Raw genomic sequence first — 16,978 nt, forward strand, 5'->3', positions numbered from 1 at the left:
ATGAAAATATACTATACATCAGATGTTCATGGATACTTTTATCCAACAGATTATTTAGATAAAGACTTTAAAAGTACAGGTCTATTATGTTGTGCAAATAATTATAAAAAAGATGAAAACACATTAATAATTGATGGTGGAGATATTCTTCAAGGCTCCGCTTTTGATTATTATTTAAGCAAAAATAAAGGATCTAAGCATATTGCAGAAATAATGTCTATGGTTGGAGTAGATTATTTTACACTGGGAAATCATGATTTTAATTATGGATATGACTATTTAAAAGAATATTTACTAAATCATTCTGGAAAATGTATCTGCGCAAATGTAGTAGATAAGAAAAATATTCTTCCAATATATGACCATGAGATTATTGAAATAGACGGCAAAAAAATTGGAATAATCGGAGTAGTAACAGATTGGATTAATCTTTGGGAAAAAGAAGAAAATCTTATTAACTTTGAAATTAAAAATAGTTTTGAATCTGCAAAAATCGCCTTTGAAAAAATAAAAGATACAGACTATAAAATTTGCATCTATCATGGTGGATATGAAATAGATCTTGATACACTTAATAAAAATTCAAATACAGATGAAAATGTAGGTGCAAAAATAGCAAAAGAAATGGACATTGATCTACTTCTTACAGGACATCAACATATGAGTGTAGAAAATAAAAATATTTATAATACACATACATTACAACCACCTTCAAATGCAAGTGAATATATGCAAATTAATATTGATCTTAATAATAATACAACTACTTCTAAACTTGAAAAACCAAATGAAAAACCAAGAAAAGATATATATGATAAATTCTTATATATTGAAGAAGAAGTACAAAAATATCTTGATACAACTATTGCAACACTTGATAAAGACTATCTTCCAAGTGAGAAATTAGATATGGCAATAAATGGATCAGAACTTGCTGATTTTATAAATAAAATACAATTATCTGTATCAAAAGCTGATATATCAATTACATCTTTCGCAAATGAAATAAAAGGATTTACAAAAAATATTACAGTAAGAGATGTTCTTACAACTTATAGATTTCCAAATACATTAACTGTACTTGAAATAAATGGCAAAAATTTAAGACTTGCCCTTGAGAAGAACTATTCTTATATTGAATTTGAAAATAATGAGTTTAAAATTTCTGATAAATATTTACATCCAAAAGTTGAACACTATAACTTTGATTTCTTCTATAATTTAGACTTTGAAATAGATCTAAAAAAAGAAATAGGTAATAGAATTGGAAAAATAAACTTTAAAAATAAAGAAATAAAAGATGATGATAAATTATCAATTGTAATGAACAACTATCGCTCAAGTGGTGCTGGAGACTTCCCTATGTATAAGGAATCAAAAGTTCTACAAATGATAAATATGGAAGTTTCTGAGATAATAATTGACTATTTAGAAAGTCATTATAATTAGGTTTCTTTACATCTTGTGAAAAACTTTATATAATCATATAAAAAGGAGGATTTTTTATATGAAAAAAAGCATTATACTATCTATACTTTTAACATTTATTTTAACAACTTCAGTTTTTGCTGGAGCAAATATTACAGATCAAGATGTAACTCTTGATGGAGAAAAGGTTGAAATTGCAGGATATAATATCAATGGAAATAATTATTTTAAACTAAGAGATATTGCAGCACTACTATCAGGTACAGAAGCAGAGTTTGATGTATCTTATAATAGTATGAAAAATTCAGTTGAAATAACTAGAAATGCACATTATGAAAAACTACCTACTGATTTAACTAAGGTGGATACAACTGAAATAAATAGTAAAAAATCATCTCAAAAAGTTTATCTTGATAATGAACATGTAGTATTTAGTTCCTACTCAATAAATAATAATAATTATTTTAAATTAAGAGATTTAGGAAAAACAATTGGTTTTTATGTTGACTTTGATGAAAAAAGTAATACAATAATTGTGAAATCAGAAAAAACTACACCTAAAGATCTTATAGAAACAGAAACTGTTTCCTTTAAAAGTTTTGCAACAGATGTTGGAAATAATATAACAAAATATGAATTTGACAAAAAAGAAATATTAACACCTGATGATTTTATAAAACAAATGCAAAGAATTGTGTTATTATCTAAAGATGAAAGACAATTCTCAGGAAAAGCAGAATATAATGAATCAAATAATACTGTTGAGTTCTCTGCACTTGGAACTAAAATAAAAGGTAAAATTTATTTTGATCCAAAAATTAAAGTAGAACAAGGTAATAAAAAAGATTTCTTTGACTTTAATAAAAGTATAAATGTTAATGAACTTATTAAAGATTTTTCTAAAGATGAAAATTTAACTATTACTATGGGATATTACTTAGGTGATGAAAAACCTGAGAATTTCAGAAGTATTTCAACTATCGAGTTTACAAATACCCCTATGGGTATAGAATAATGGGAGGTAATAAAGATGAATGTTAATAAAGATACAGTTATAGGTGATATTTTAATGACTAAACCAGAAGCTATTGGAACACTAATGAGCTTTGGTATGGGATGTGTAATGTGTCCTGCAAGTCAAACTGAAACTCTTGAAGAAGCTTGCCTTGTTCATGGAATGCAAGTTGAACCACTTGTTGAAGCTATTAATAATATCAAAAAAGAAGACTAATTAAAGGCCTGTTTAAAGGCCTTTTTTTATTTTACATATCTAATCAAACTACATTAAAATAATGTATCAAATATTTTTATAATTCTATCACCATAAAATTTAGCATAGTAATATAATTAAGTTAAGAAAGCGTTACCTTGAAAATTATAGAAAGAAGGGATTTAAATGGTAACTTTTTTTATTGCACTTATTTTATTAATTGTAGGTTACTTTACCTATGGTAAATTTGTAGAAAAAGTATTTGGACCTACAGACGAAGCTACTCCCGCAATAACAAGTGAAGATGGAGTTGACTATGTGCCAATGGATACTAAAAAAGTATTCTTAATCCAACTACTTAATATTGCAGGACTTGGACCAATATTTGGAGCACTTGCAGGAGCACAATGGGGCCCTGTAGTATTCTTATGGATAGTCTTTGGTACTATATTTGCAGGTGGAGTTCACGACTTCTTAACAGGTATGATTTCCCTAAGACATAATGGAGCATCTGTTTCAGAACTTACAGGAATATATCTTGGTAAAACTATGAAAAATATAATGAGAGTATTCTCTGTTATTTTGCTTATTTTAGTAGGAACTGTTTTTGCAACTGGTCCTGCCAAATTACTATCAATGCTAACTAATATGAATGCTGGAGTTTGGCTTGGAATAGTTCTTGTATATTATTTTCTTGCAACACTTCTACCAATTGACAAAATAATTGGAAAAATCTATCCATTTTTTGGAATGTGTCTAATTATAATATGTATTGGTGTAGCTGGTGGAATTATTGTAAAGGGATATAAAATTCCAGAAATGACTCTTGCAAATCTACATCCAGATAATACTCCTATTTGGCCATTTATGTTTATAACAGTTGCCTGTGGAGCAATATCAGGATTTCATGCCACCCAATCCCCTATGATGGCAAGATGTATTAAAACGGAAAAAGACGGCAGAAAAGTATTTTATGGAGCTATGGTTGCAGAAGGTGTAATCGCACTTATTTGGGCAGCAGCAGGCGTTGCATTCTATGGTTCAACAGGTGGACTATCTAATGCTATTAATGCACAAACTCAAAATGGTGTAGTATATGAAATATGTAAGACACTTCTTGGACCAGTTGGATCAGTTCTTGCAATGATAGGTGTAATAGCTTGTCCTATTACATCTGGAGATACAGCCTTTAGATCTGCTCGTTTAACTATTGCAGACTGGTTTAAAGTTGATCAAAAAGATGGAAAGAAAAGATTATATTTAACAGCTCCCCTTTTAGTTATTGGAGCACTTCTTTCTCAAATTGATTTTAATATAATTTGGAGATACTTCTCTTGGTCAAACCAAACTTTAGCTATGATTGCACTTTGGACTGCTAGTGCTTATTTATTTAAAAATAATAAAAACTATATTATGACAGTTATTCCAGCTACATTTATGTCTGCTGTAACATCAACTTATATCTTAATGGCTGATGAAGGATTTAAACTATCTAAAAATATTTCCTATATTGCAGGAATAATATTTGCAATAATTTGTTTAGGACTATTTATTAGATATATTAAACATAATGAAGCTACAAATCTAAGTGAAAAAAATGCTTAAATTTTATTAATTTTATTTTAAAATATTTAAACAATAAAAAAAGAGTTATTAATTTAACTCTTTTTTTATATTTATAACTTCACTTCTAACTTTTTCTATATCTCTTTTTAGAAATTTCAACTTATCTAAATTATCATTAATATTTTTTTGTGTAATAAAATCAGAAAATATATTGTCAAAGACTATATCTAAAAATGTATTAAGACTTGATAAATTATCATATTTTACAAAATCAATATTAATATCTGAAAGTTCTTTTTGAAGAACTACAAGTTGATTGTTTATTTTATTAAATATTTTTGATGCATCATTTATTTTTCCATGCTTTATCAAACTTGAAAAAAGTCCTCCATCAAAAAAAGTGTCATATATTCCCCAACCTCTTGCACTACCTAATTTTTTCATTCCACTATTAATTAAATCTATCGTATCATCACAGGCTCTTATAGCTTCATTTATCTCTTTAATATCCATAGCTACCTCCTATTATATTTATATCCAAAAAATTAGTTTTTATGTAAAAAATGCCAGCTTAAAAAAAGCTGACATTTAAATTTTATTTTATTTAATTAGAAATCTACTTTTTCACCATAATAAGCGCATTTGTAGATTTTTTTAATATCTTCTGGAGATGTTTCTCTTGGGTTTGTTAATGTACAAGCATCTTCAAAAGCATTTTTACTCATAGTATCTAATACTTTTACAAAAGCATCTTCTTCTATTATCGTATTTTTTCCAGCTTTTATGCTTTCTGCAATACCAATTTTTTTATTTAGTTCCCAAATTGCCTTTTCAATATTTTCAATACCAAGTCTTTCTTCAAGCTCTTTGTATTTGTCAGTTGATTTTTTATTATATTGAATAATATATGGTAACATTATTGCATTTGCTTCTCCATGAGTTAGATGGAATATTCCTCCAATTTTATGAGCCATTGAATGAACTATTCCCAGTGAAACATTAGAAAATGCCATTCCTGCAATTGTTGATGCAGTGTGCATTTTAGCTCTTACGTCTAAATCATCTGGATTTTCTACTGCTTTTTGTAAATATTCAAATACAATTTCAACTGCTCTTATTGCATATGGATCTGTAAAGTCATTAGCATTTGTTGAAACAAAAGCTTCTATTGCATGTGTCATTACATCCATTCCTGTTTGAGCTGTAATTTTAGCTGGCATCTTTGATGGAATTCTATTATCAAGAATTGCTACATCTGGAATTAAATCTGGTGATACTAATGGATATTTTATATCATTTTCTACATCTGTTATTACTGAGAAAGCTGTAATTTCTGATGCAGTTCCACTAGTTGATGGAATTCCTATTAATTTTGCCTTTGTTCTTAATTTTGGAAAATTAAATTTAACAAGTTCATAAAAATCATAATCTGGATATTCATAGAAAACCCACATTATTTTAGCAGCGTCCATTGCTGAACCTCCGCCAAGAGCAATAATCCAGTCTGGATTAAATTCAGCCATTTTCTTTCCACCATTAATACAAGTTTCAATTGATGGATCTGGTTCAACACCATCTATAATTTGAACTTCCATTCCTGCTTTTTCAAGCTCTTTAGTAGCTTCATCTAAAAAGCCAAATCTTCTCATTGAACTTCCACCAGTTACAATAGATGCTTTCTTTCCTTCAAGAGATGCAAGATATTCTAATGCATTATCCCCTTGAATTATTTCCTTTGGTACTGAAAAAACATTATACATTTGATTCACCTCATAATTTAATATTAAACTAATAGTTTTTTATTTAACAAACTTTCTATATCTAGTTTATCACAATATTAAATTATTTACATCTGGCATTTCAGATTTTGGTTTTTTTATTTCATCTTTAGAAATTATATCCTTAACCTTCATAAGTCTTGTAATATTAGCTCTTTCATTCTCATCAAGTTTACCTACTATATACTTTATAGTATCTTTTAAATCTGGAATTGTCTTATATTCAAGAGCATTTACTCTTCTTCTTGTCTTTTCTATTTCATCAGCCATAAGTTGAGCAGACTTTTCAATTTGAGCAAGTTTTAGAAGTTTATCCATTACATTATTTAACTTAAGAATAGCTTCATCTAAATCTGCAGTAGTCTGTGCATATCCATAGGGATATATACTTCCTGATTCAGATAATTTTTCTGTTTTAAATTCCATTATTGGAATCTCAACACTCATTATATTCTTTTTAGTTATTTCAACAGTTGTCTTTTGAGTGGGAAGTGCTACTGCTTCTTCTAGCATTTCAGGACTCATAATAGCAGATGCAAGTAAAAAGTCTTTAAAAGAAGAACCTAGTTCTTCTTCTACTTCTTCTCTTAAAGCTTTATTTTCTTTAATAATTTCAATAAATCTTCTCATAAGCTCATCTTGTTTATCTTTTAAAAGCTTATGTCCTCTTGTTGAAGTTTCAAGTCTCTTCTTTAGAGTTGAAAGATTCATCCTTGTAGGATTGACATTTAGTCTTGCCATTATTCATCAGCTCCAACATCTCTTTTTCCTAAATATTTATCGATATAATCATCACGAATTCTCTTAAGCTCTGCTCTTGGAATCATTGAAAGTAAATCCCAACCAGTATCTAATGTATCTTCTATAGATCTATTTGTATAATATCCTTGATTTACATATTTTGCTTCAAATTCAGTTGCAAATTTAGCAAAGGCCTTATCTGCATTAGAAAGTGCTGAATCTCCAAGAATTACTGCAAGTTCTTTTGCCTCTTTACCTGAAGTATAACCTGCATAGATTTGGTTCATTGTATCAGCATGGTCTTCTCTAGTTTTACCTTCTCCAATACCTTTATCCTTAAGTCTTGAAAGTGAAGGTATTGCATTTATAGGTGGCTCTATACCTTGTTTGTAAAGTTCTCTTGATAAGATAATTTGACCTTCTGTAATATATCCTGTTAAGTCTGGAATTGGATGAGTTATATCATCTTCTGGCATTGTTAATATTGGAATTTGAGTAATAGATCCATCTCTTCCCTTAATTCTTCCTGCCCTTTCATATATTCCTGCAAGGTCTGTATATAAATAACCTGGATATCCACGTCTTCCTGGTACTTCCTTACGAGCTGCAGATACTTCACGAAGTGCCTCTGCATAATTTGTCATATCAGTCATTATAACAAGTACATGCATTCCCAGTTCAAAAGCTAAATACTCAGCACAAGTAAGTGCCATTTTTGGAGTTGCAAGTCTTTCAATAGCAGGGTCATCAGCAAGGTTCATAAATAAAACAGCTCTATCTATTGCTCCTGTTTCTGTAAAGTCATCAATAAAATATTGAGCCTCTTCAAAAGTAATTCCCATTGCAGTAAATACAACAGCAAACTTTTCTCCAGTTCCAAGAACCTTAGCTTGTCTTGCAATTTGTGCAGCTACATTATTATGAGGAAGTCCTGCTCCTGAAAATATTGGAAGCTTTTGTCCTCTTACTAATGTATTAAGTCCATCAATTGTAGAAATTCCAGTTTGAATAAATTCAGATGGATAATCACGACTTACTGGATTTATTGCAGTACCATTAATATCTATTTTTTTCTTTGGCATTATTTTAGGACCATCATCTATTGGATTTCCTAGTCCATCAAATACACGACCTATCATATCAGGGCTTACTCCAAGCTCAAGAGGTCTTCCTAAAAATCTAACACTAGTATTTTTAAGATTTATTCCTGCAGTTCCTTCAAAAACTTGAACCATAGCCTTGTCATTTTCAATTTCAATAACACGACCACGTCGTCTTTCGCCATCTTGAAGTTCAATATCTACAAGCTCTTCATAAGATACTCCCTCAACGCCTTCTACCATCATTAGAGGTCCTACTACTTCTGTAACTGATTTATATTCCTTAAGCATTTATAGTACCTCCTTTAGTTAATTTTTCCATTTCTTTTTCTAAATTCTCACTTAATTCATCTAATAAAAATAATTTATCTTCTGGAGTATTTTTAGATCTTGCTATATCTTCACGAATTGGCATAACTTCTATCTCAGATAAATAAGCTCCCTTATCAATAGCCTTTAATGCCTCATCATAGAATTTTAACATTATATCAAGCATTTTATATTGTTTCTCTAAAGAACAATAAGTATCTATTTCATGAAAGGCATTTTGTTGTAAAAAGTCTTCACGAATTGATTTTGTAACCTCAAGTTTTAGTTGGTCTTGTTCTGAAAGTGAATCACGACCTACAAGTCTTACTATTTCTTGAAGTGCTTTTTCTTCTTGTAAAAGTGCCATTGCACGAACTCTATTTTTAGAGAAATTACTATTAACTTGCTCATCTAAATATTTATCTATCTTAGTTTGATAAAGTGAATAGGAATCTAGCCAATTTATTGCTGGGAAATGTCGTCTATAAGATAAATCATAATCAAGTTTCCAGAATATTTTTACAATTCTTAAAGTTGATTGAGTAACTGGTTCTGAAACATCTCCTCCTGGAGGTGATACTGCTCCAATTACAGAAAGTGCCCCTTCACGTTTATCATCTCCAAGACAAACAACTCTTCCTGCTCTTTCATAGAACTGTGCAATTCTTGATGCAAGATATGCAGGATAACCCTCATCACCAGGCATCTCTTCAAGACGACCACTCATCTCACGAAGAGCCTCAGCCCATCTTGATGTAGAATCTGCCATCATAGCTACAGAATAACCCATATCTCTATAGTATTCTGAGATAGTAATACCTGTATATATAGAAGCTTCACGAGCTGCTACTGGCATATTTGAAGTATTTGCAATTAAAACTGTACGCTTCATAATTGATTCCCCAGTTTTTTGATCTATTAGTTCTGGGAATTCCATTAGTACATCAGTCATCTCATTTCCACGTTCTCCACAACCAACATACACTACAATTTGAGCATCTGCCCATTTTGCAAGTTGATGTTGCACAACTGTTTTTCCACTACCAAAAGGTCCAGGAATTGCAGCTGTTCCTCCCTTTGTAATTGGGAAGAATGTATCTATAACTCTTTGTCCTGTAACAAGTGGAGTATTTGGGTCTATTTTTTTACTATATTTACGTCCACGTCTTACTGGCCATTTTTGTATCATATTAAATTCTTTTTCTTCACCATTTTCAAGTTCTAATACATAGACAGTTTCATCTATTGTATGATCTCCTTCAAAAATTTTCTTTATAGTTCCACTTTCTCCATAAGGAACCATTATTTTGTGAAGAACAACTGGAGTTTCTTGCACAACTCCTATAATATCTCCTTCTGAAACCTTGTCGCCAACTTTTTTCTCAGCTTTAAAGTTCCAGATTTTTTCTCTATTTAATTTAGGTACAATTGCACCTTTAATTAAAAAATCTCCTGCTTCGTCTTTAAGTGCTTGAAGAGGTCTTTGAATTCCATCAAACATTTGCTCAATAAGTCCAGGTCCTAGCTCTACTGATAGAGGGGATCCTGTTGTGAATACTTCGTCTCCAGGACCTATTCCTGTTGTTTCCTCGTATACTTGAATTGAAGCTTCATCAGCTCTCATTTCAATGATTTCACCAATCAATCTATCTTTTGATACTTCAACAACATCATATACATTGGCATTTTCCATACCACCGGCTATAACTAGAGGTCCGGAAACTTTAATTACTTTTCCTGATTTCAAAAAAGCTCCTCCTTTTATAAAATATTAGATCCAACTGCTTTTTCAACATTCTTATTAATATTATTCATTCCAATATTTAAAGTTCCCTGATTAGATGGAATTAAAATTACAGCTGGTATTGTTTCATTGTTATATCTTTCAATTGTTTCTGGTACTAAGGCTGCAAGTTGTTCTGTAATAAAGATTACTCCATATCCATCTCTTGCAAGTGTATCTATTTTTCTTCTACACTCCATTGCTTCATAGGCAATATGAACATCTACACCTAAAGCTTTAAAAGCAAGTACTGAATCCTTATCTCCAATTACTGCTATTTTATACATAAGTTTCACGCAACCTTTCCCTAATGAAAGAAGATGATAGACCATTTAATTTAGAAACTAAAATTATTCTTATATTTTTAATCTCTATTTCCTTTGCAATAATATATGCAAGTACTACCTCTGGTCCATAGGTAATTTTTTTAACTTCTTTTATTTGTTCTATAAAATAGTTATCTCTTTCACGTTCAAATTTTGCAAGTGAGCCAGTCTCATTAAAGTACTCCACTCCAACTTTTGCAGCTTTATAAATCTTTTCATATTTAAATAATGTACTTTCAGCTTCAATTTTTGAATTTAAATAGTCCTCATATTTTTCAGCTGGAATATTTCCACCATCAATGATTACCTTTCTTAAAAATTCAATATCACGGCCTTGAGCTTGGCATCTTAAAATAGTCTTTAAATTTGTAAAATCTATTAAATCATTTATATATCTACTTACAAAATCTAAATCCATTTCATATGCAATTTCTTTTATCTTTTTAAAATAAGCCTTATCTACATTTATATCTATAATCTGAGCATCATGAGTCTGTTCATATAGATTATAAGTTTCCATTACAACATCATAATAGTTGTCATCATCAGAAATTCTCTTTCCAATACTTATTTCTTCTCTTAATCTTGGAAGATTAAAATCTCCAAATTCAATTATTATATGACTTAAATCCTCTCCTGATATTTGTTCTTTAACTATAACTTTAATATTATGATAATAATATTTTAAAGCTACTAAATCTACAATTTTTCTATCAGGTGAATGAGAATAAATTTCTTCTAAAAATATTAATTTTTCATTTTTAAGTGCTCTTTCATAATCTTGAGGTTTCTCTAGCTTTGCAATTTCCCTTTGATATACTGAATCACTTAAAAATCTTAAAGCTTCTTCAAGATCTCTTGCTTCTACTAATCTTTCCAAGTCCGCTTTATTAAGAAGCTTTTTTTCTAAAACTCTTATTGTAGCAGATAATTGGATAAATTTATTTCTATCCATAACTACCTCCTAATTAAATAGCTTCTCAACAACTTCAAATTCTAAATCGCCCTTATTTGCATTTACAAGACTTGAAAACTCATTATTATACATTACTTTTCCACTTAATATAGAAAAACCACTTTCTACTGTTTCATCAGATACTTTAATATTAAGATTTTCACTAAGAACTGCATCTTTGTATTTTTCAGGTACAAATAAAACAGCATCATCTTTTATATTTATATTTTTAAGTTTTTCTTTTAAATACTTTATATAATCCTCTGTACTTAAATTTTCAAGTTCTTTAATAGCTAGAGAAAATACTCTATCTACTACTTTTTCTTTAGCATCTAAAACTATATCTCTAGCTTCTAAATTTGCAGAAGACAGTGTCTTTTCAATAACATCCTTAGCTTCAATAGATGCCTTATTTAATAACTTTTCAGCTTTTTTATTTGCCTCAAGTTCCTCTTTTTCTATAATAGTTTTTGCCTTTTCTTCAGCATTTTTTACTAATTCAACAGATTCTTTTTCAGCATCATTTATTATTTTTTCAGTAATATTTTCTAAATTAGACACCTTATCAACCCCTTACTTAACACTTGTCATCATTAAGAATGAAATAGCAAATGCAAGTATAGCGTACATCTCAACCATTACAGCAAATATAATACCTTTTGCTTGGTGTTCTTCATTTTTAGCTAAAATATTAATACCTGCAACTGCAACTCTAGCTTGAGCTATTGCTGAGTGATATCCTGCAATACCTATTGGAAGAGATGCACAAAATAATGCAAATCCATCAACTAAAGGCATTCCTGCTTTTAATTTAAATAACATAAGCATACCAATTACAAATCCATAAAGTCCTTGTGTACCTGGAAGTAATTGTAAAATAAGTGACTTACCAAATTTTTCTGGTTCTTCTATTACTACTCCTGCTGCTGCCTCACCTACTGTACCTACACCCTTAGCTGATCCTACTCCTGCAAGAAGTGCTGCAAGTGCTACTCCAAGTCCTCCAAACATAATTCCGCCATTTTGAATAAAAAATTCTGTAAACATTATTTATTCCTCCTCAATATTAAAATATTTTGCTTTTTCAATCATTTCTCTAAAAGGGATTCCTCCACCTTCATAGAATTTATTAAACATCTCTACATATATAAGTCTTGCAGAGTGAACATATGCTGATAAATATGATAAAAACATATTAAATAATTGGAATATTAAAAATACTAATACTCCCACAATTATTCCCACAATGCCTTTTTCCATTAAAATTCTAACTATTATATTAACTGCAATTGCAATAAATGAACCTGATAATGCAAGAGCCATAAGACGTAAATAAGAAACAAAATCTCCGAAATAAGATGTAATTCCATATAGAGAATAAATTCCCCAACCAATCTTACCTCCTATTGATTTTTCTTCACGTCCTCCAGTTAAGACTATTCCAAGCATACCAAGAATCATTACAATCTTTGAAATCCTTACAACTAGTGGATTTATACCAACACTTGCATTTACAATTAAAACTATTACACCAACAAGTGCCATATACCAAAATCCAACATCATATAATGCATCAAGTGGTTTTTTGTCACGAATATCCATATATGCCTTTATTCCAAGAGCAAAGAATATGTGAATTCCACCAAATATAAGAGACATAAGTATCATTTCAATATAATCTGTTGCTGGATCTATAATATTTTTCAAAGGAATTATATCTCCAAAGAAAGAACCAAATATTAGTCCCCACATAATTGTAGATATTCCCAAATAATTAAAAAATGTTATAAACTTTCTTTTCTTTTCATCTAGATTAAATTTCTTTAGAGCAAAAAGTGTTCCAAAGAAAAGTAATAATCCATATCCTAAATCTCCAACCATAATTCCTGCAAATATACAATAAAATGGTGCAAAAAGTGGTGTTGGATCTATTTCATTATATCTAGGCATAGAATACATTTCTGTAAGTGATTCAAAAGCTCCTGCAAACTTCTTATTTTTAAGCATTATTGGTACCTTTGGATCATCAATATCTGCTTCATTTAATTCTATATAATAATTATTCTGAAGTATTTCATCTAATAAACTTAAAAATTCTTTTTCTCTATCTAAAGGGATATATCCCTCAATAAGATCAACCTGTTCAGTCTTTAAAAAGTTTTCACTAGCTGCATATCTAAGTTTAGCATTTCTTAGATACTCATAATAAATTCTAAAGTTTTCTAATTGATCAAATCTCTTAAAAATACAATCATCAATTTCAACAATTTTTGTTTTTCTAAGACGTTTTTCTTCCTCTAAGAAGACAATTTTATCCTTAACTAATTTATCAACCTTTAAAATACTTTGTGAAAAACCATTTTTTCTCATTGCATCTTCAAGCTCATCACTTTCATCAATAGATGCAATAATAGCTAAATAAGTCATTTTTAAAGCTTTACTAATTTCAACAACCTCAGTTAACTCTAAATCTTTAATATCACTATAAAAATCAGGAAGATATTTACTTGGAATTGTTCCAATACTTATCTTCGTATTTTTAAAATTATCCATTTCAGATAACTGAACTGGAAGTGCCTCCCATGGTTTAAGTTCAGAAATTTGTGCATCTAAAGACTGTATTTCTTGCTCGAAAGAAACTCTTTTTTCACTTAATTCATAAAGCTCATCATAGTATTTATTAAAATCAAATGCCTCTGCTTTTTCTGTAAGTTCTAAAAGAGTATAGGATTTATTTCCTTCTTTTAAATTTTGTATTGCACCTTTTTTTGCTTCAAACCTTCTTAAAAGATTAATCGCCCAAGTTGCCTTTGCAATATCCTCATCAATCTTTAGAAGCTTATCTGGTATTTCTACCTCTTCTAAAAACTCGATTTCGTCCTCACTTTTTTCTAGATCATTAAAATGTACATACTTGAATTTTTGAAGAGCCTTTAATAGATATTCTCGATTTGAGTCAAAAGAATATAAGTTGAATTTATTCATTTTAACTATTGCCATTATCTATCACAACCCTTTTTATGACTAAGTTTACAATTTCCGATAAATTTTCATCAGATATTTTAGAAATTTTCTCTGCATCTTCTTTTGATTTCTTAATTATTGGTTCTGCAGATAAGTTCCCCTCTTCTTTTGCTTTTTCAAGAATTTCACTTCTCTTTTCATAAGCATTTTCTAAAATTTTATTTGCCTTTTCTTTTGCTGTCACATTAGCAACGCCAAGAATTTTTTCCACATCATCTTTTGCTAAAGATAATTTATTACGAGCAAAATCCTCAGCCTCTTTTACTTTTACTATCGCTTCAACTGACACCTAATCACCTCCCAAAACTAAATTATGAATAAATTTTGTTTTCGCCTAAAAAACAATTATAAAATTCATTACATAATAATTACCCAATTTACTCTAATAACCTATACAATTTAAGAAAACTACTATAATTTTTTTTAAAAATAACGTTTTTTTGAGAATTTTTTATTAAATAGTATTTATTTTAATATTTAATTTAATACTTTAATTAATTATCCATAGATATAACAATATACTTGTTTATGAATTATATTCATAATTCTATCTCTTTAGTTATTTATTAAGAAAGAAGTTTTTGATATATTATTTTTTTGCAATAAAAAAAGATGTCTAAGACATCTTTTATTTTTTATTTATCTTTTTAATTTCAGTTTCTTTTACATCTTCAGTAATATCTTTAGCTTCAGAATTTTCTTCTTCTATTACATTTTCAGGAAATCCATGTACAATTTCTCTTGCCTTAATTGGATCTACTATATAGAAGGATAAATCATATTTACCTTGTTTCATCATCTTTGCATATCCATCAACTGTTGCTGTGTGAATATCTTCTCTATTTAAAGATAAACCATAATATGCAAGTTTTGAAATTTCTCCATAATTTAAATCTGTCTCTACATATTTATCTACAATATCTAATAGTTTTGGAACTTTTAATATTATAGCTGGAGTTTTTAATTTATCAAATAATTTTAAAAGAAAATCTTGTTGAGCACCTATTCTTCCTATATCTTGATTTGAATAAGCCTTTCTAGTTCTTAAATAGGCAACAGCTCCTGCTCCATCTAAGTGATTTTCTCCTCTTTTAAGATCTACTACAAGAGGTGGCACAACCCAATTATCTTCATAATGATAATCATCATGTTCCCAATTTATATCTATTCCACCTACTGCATCTACAACACCAACTACTGCCTTATAATCAACTATTCCATAGTGATCAATCTTCACATCAAAGAAATCTTCTATTGTCTTTACTGTAAGACCTATTCCTCCACCTGGATAGACTTTGTCATTAAAAGCAGAGTTTACTTTATTTTTATCAAATCCATGTATTCTAATATAAGAATCTCTTGGTATTGACACTATTTGAGCCTTATCATTTTTTGGATCAAGTGTTACAAGCATCATAGTATCTGTTCTCATTCCATTTTCTTCTTCTGATGCATCAAGTGTTGCAGATTTATCTACTCCTAAAACTAAAATTCTAAGAGGATTATCTCCATCAAAAACTTTTACATTTTCATTTACTTTATTAACATTTTTTGCCTGTTCTTCACTTTCATTTACTACTTTATCTAATCCCTTATTGCCACTACTTGGCTTAATTGCATGTGTAAATACAACAAGACCACTTAAGCAGGCAACACTTAGAATAATAAAGATTCTGTATATATGTTTCAAAATACCACCTCAAATATGTATTATAGAAATAACTTTAAAATTACTAAGGCAATTACTCCTGGAAGTCCAAAAAATCCAACTAAAAATGATGTTATTGGATTAATTATAATAGTAAGTCCAAAACCTGAAAAAATTAGATTAAAAATATATAATGCTATTACACCTACTAAAATATTTATAAGTAATTTTACAATGATCTTAACTGATTTTAAAAAAATTCCTGCTAGAAATATAGCAGTTATTGCACCTAAAATTAAGGCTATCATATTTTCACCTCATAACTAATAAATTATATCATTATTTAAATTAATTTTAAACTCTTTATAGTATAATTGAAGTGGTGATTAAAATGAAGATATTTTTAGATGCAGATGCATCTCCTGTTACAGAAGATGTAATTCATATTGCATCAAATAAAAACATACCACTAACTATAGTAAAGAATTATTCACAAAATATTTCATCAGATTATCCTGAGATAATAAGTGTGGATATTGACAAGGAGTCTGCTGATTTATATATTGTAAATCACTTAAACAAAAATGACTTAGTAATAACCCAAGACAGAGGTCTTTCTGCACTTTGCATTGGAAAGGGATCCTATGTTATGGATTTTTTTGGAAACCTTGTAAATAATGATAATATTGATGTATATCTTGGCATTCGCCATGTGAATACAGTTCTAAGAAAACAGGGTATATATTCTAAGAATAAAAAAAGAAATAAAAAAGATAATCTTTTATTTAAACAAAATTTAATTGATTTCTTGGAGGAAAAAAACTTATGATAACACTATTTATATCAGATAAATGTTCTAATAGTAAAAAAGCTATTGAAGCTTTTCAAAATTCAAACTTAAATTACGAAACAATTAATATAACTGAGAATATGGATAATTTAAGATACTTCTTACACTTTAGAGATAGTTCAAAATTCTTTAAAACTACAAGAAGACAAAACAAAGTTGGTATTCCAACAATTATGATTAATAATGGTGAACATTTTATTGAATTTAATGATAGTATTAATTTAGATAATCTTGAAAAATTTAATAAATAAAAAGAAATA

19 protein-coding genes are annotated in these 16,978 nt (G+C 29.0%); 6 read left to right on the forward strand and 13 right to left on the reverse strand.

Annotation, left to right across the window (positions count from 1 at the left end; translation table 11 throughout):
• The 4 genes from J2Z71_RS04500 (at window position 1) to J2Z71_RS04515 (ending at window position 4,243) form a co-directional block, all read left to right on the forward strand.
• Window positions 1-1,449 (forward strand): bifunctional metallophosphatase/5'-nucleotidase, encoded by a 1,449-nt coding sequence (locus tag J2Z71_RS04500; RefSeq protein WP_210060664.1) that lies wholly within the window; start codon window positions 1-3, stop codon window positions 1,447-1,449.
• A 58-nt stretch (window positions 1,450-1,507) separates the two neighbouring features.
• Window positions 1,508-2,443 carry a stalk domain-containing protein gene (locus J2Z71_RS04505; RefSeq protein ID WP_210060665.1) on the forward strand — a complete coding sequence of 312 codons (936 nt, stop codon included), beginning with the start codon at window positions 1,508-1,510 and terminating at the stop codon, window positions 2,441-2,443.
• 15 nt (window positions 2,444-2,458) lie between these two features.
• A complete protein-coding gene (locus J2Z71_RS04510) occupies window positions 2,459-2,659 on the forward strand; it encodes a DUF1858 domain-containing protein (RefSeq protein ID WP_210060666.1) in 201 nt (66 codons plus the stop codon).
• Window positions 2,660-2,824: 165 nt separating this feature from the next.
• Entirely contained in the window at window positions 2,825-4,243 is a 1,419-nt protein-coding gene (locus J2Z71_RS04515; protein ID WP_210060667.1) for a carbon starvation CstA family protein, read from the forward strand.
• A 48-nt stretch (window positions 4,244-4,291) separates the two neighbouring features.
• Here J2Z71_RS04515 and J2Z71_RS04520 read toward each other — a convergent pair whose 3' ends face one another.
• The 13 genes from J2Z71_RS04520 to J2Z71_RS04580 form a co-directional block, all read right to left on the reverse strand.
• Window positions 4,292-4,717, reverse strand: a complete 426-nt coding sequence (locus tag J2Z71_RS04520) for a hypothetical protein (protein ID WP_210060668.1) — start codon at window positions 4,715-4,717, stop codon at window positions 4,292-4,294.
• Between the two features lie 95 nt (window positions 4,718-4,812).
• Window positions 4,813-5,964, reverse strand: coding sequence for an iron-containing alcohol dehydrogenase (locus J2Z71_RS04525; RefSeq protein ID WP_210060669.1), 1,152 nt, complete (start codon window positions 5,962-5,964; stop codon window positions 4,813-4,815).
• A 69-nt stretch (window positions 5,965-6,033) separates the two neighbouring features.
• Window positions 6,034-6,723: a V-type ATP synthase subunit D gene (locus J2Z71_RS04530; RefSeq protein ID WP_210060670.1), complete on the reverse strand. Its 690-nt coding sequence runs from the start codon at window positions 6,721-6,723 to the stop codon at window positions 6,034-6,036.
• Entirely contained in the window at window positions 6,723-8,114 is a 1,392-nt protein-coding gene (locus J2Z71_RS04535; RefSeq protein ID WP_210060671.1) for a V-type ATP synthase subunit B, read from the reverse strand. Before J2Z71_RS04535 ends, J2Z71_RS04530 begins: the two co-directional genes overlap by 1 nt.
• On the reverse strand, window positions 8,107-9,879 hold the full coding sequence (locus tag J2Z71_RS04540) for a V-type ATP synthase subunit A (protein ID WP_210060672.1): 1,773 nt from the start codon (window positions 9,877-9,879) through the stop codon (window positions 8,107-8,109). Before J2Z71_RS04540 ends, J2Z71_RS04535 begins: the two co-directional genes overlap by 8 nt.
• Before the next feature lie 14 nt (window positions 9,880-9,893).
• Window positions 9,894-10,202, reverse strand: a complete 309-nt coding sequence (locus J2Z71_RS04545; protein WP_210060673.1) for a V-type ATP synthase subunit F — start codon at window positions 10,200-10,202, stop codon at window positions 9,894-9,896.
• Complete coding sequence (locus tag J2Z71_RS04550) at window positions 10,195-11,196, reverse strand: V-type ATP synthase subunit C (RefSeq protein WP_210060674.1); 1,002 nt, start codon at window positions 11,194-11,196, stop codon at window positions 10,195-10,197. Before J2Z71_RS04550 ends, J2Z71_RS04545 begins: the two co-directional genes overlap by 8 nt.
• Before the next feature lie 9 nt (window positions 11,197-11,205).
• A complete protein-coding gene (locus tag J2Z71_RS04555; protein ID WP_210060675.1) occupies window positions 11,206-11,757 on the reverse strand; it encodes a V-type ATP synthase subunit E in 552 nt (183 codons plus the stop codon).
• Window positions 11,758-11,769: 12 nt separating this feature from the next.
• Complete coding sequence (locus J2Z71_RS04560) at window positions 11,770-12,243, reverse strand: V-type ATP synthase subunit K (RefSeq protein WP_210060676.1); 474 nt, start codon at window positions 12,241-12,243, stop codon at window positions 11,770-11,772.
• A gap of 3 nt (window positions 12,244-12,246) precedes the next feature.
• Window positions 12,247-14,196 carry a V-type ATP synthase subunit I gene (locus J2Z71_RS04565; RefSeq protein ID WP_210060677.1) on the reverse strand — a complete coding sequence of 650 codons (1,950 nt, stop codon included), beginning with the start codon at window positions 14,194-14,196 and terminating at the stop codon, window positions 12,247-12,249.
• A complete protein-coding gene (locus J2Z71_RS04570) occupies window positions 14,183-14,509 on the reverse strand; it encodes a F0F1 ATP synthase subunit B family protein (protein WP_210060678.1) in 327 nt (108 codons plus the stop codon). The genes J2Z71_RS04565 and J2Z71_RS04570 overlap by 14 nt, the downstream gene beginning before the upstream one ends.
• Window positions 14,510-14,848: 339 nt before the next feature.
• Window positions 14,849-15,910 (reverse strand): LCP family protein, encoded by a 1,062-nt coding sequence (locus J2Z71_RS04575; protein ID WP_210060679.1) that lies wholly within the window; start codon window positions 15,908-15,910, stop codon window positions 14,849-14,851.
• A 20-nt stretch (window positions 15,911-15,930) separates the two neighbouring features.
• A complete protein-coding gene (locus J2Z71_RS04580) occupies window positions 15,931-16,176 on the reverse strand; it encodes a pro-sigmaK processing inhibitor BofA family protein (protein ID WP_210060680.1) in 246 nt (81 codons plus the stop codon).
• 83 nt (window positions 16,177-16,259) lie between these two features.
• On the opposite strand from J2Z71_RS04580, the gene J2Z71_RS04585 reads away from it, so the two are divergent.
• Entirely contained in the window at window positions 16,260-16,697 is a 438-nt protein-coding gene (locus J2Z71_RS04585; RefSeq protein ID WP_210060681.1) for a DUF188 domain-containing protein, read from the forward strand.
• Window positions 16,694-16,969 carry a glutaredoxin domain-containing protein gene (locus J2Z71_RS04590; protein WP_210060682.1) on the forward strand — a complete coding sequence of 92 codons (276 nt, stop codon included), beginning with the start codon at window positions 16,694-16,696 and terminating at the stop codon, window positions 16,967-16,969. Before J2Z71_RS04585 ends, J2Z71_RS04590 begins: the two co-directional genes overlap by 4 nt.
• Window positions 16,970-16,978: the final 9 nt, after the last annotated feature.

The organism is Peptoniphilus stercorisuis, assembly GCF_017874395.1.
Lineage (GTDB): Bacteria > Bacillota > Clostridia > Tissierellales > Peptoniphilaceae > Anaerosphaera > Anaerosphaera stercorisuis.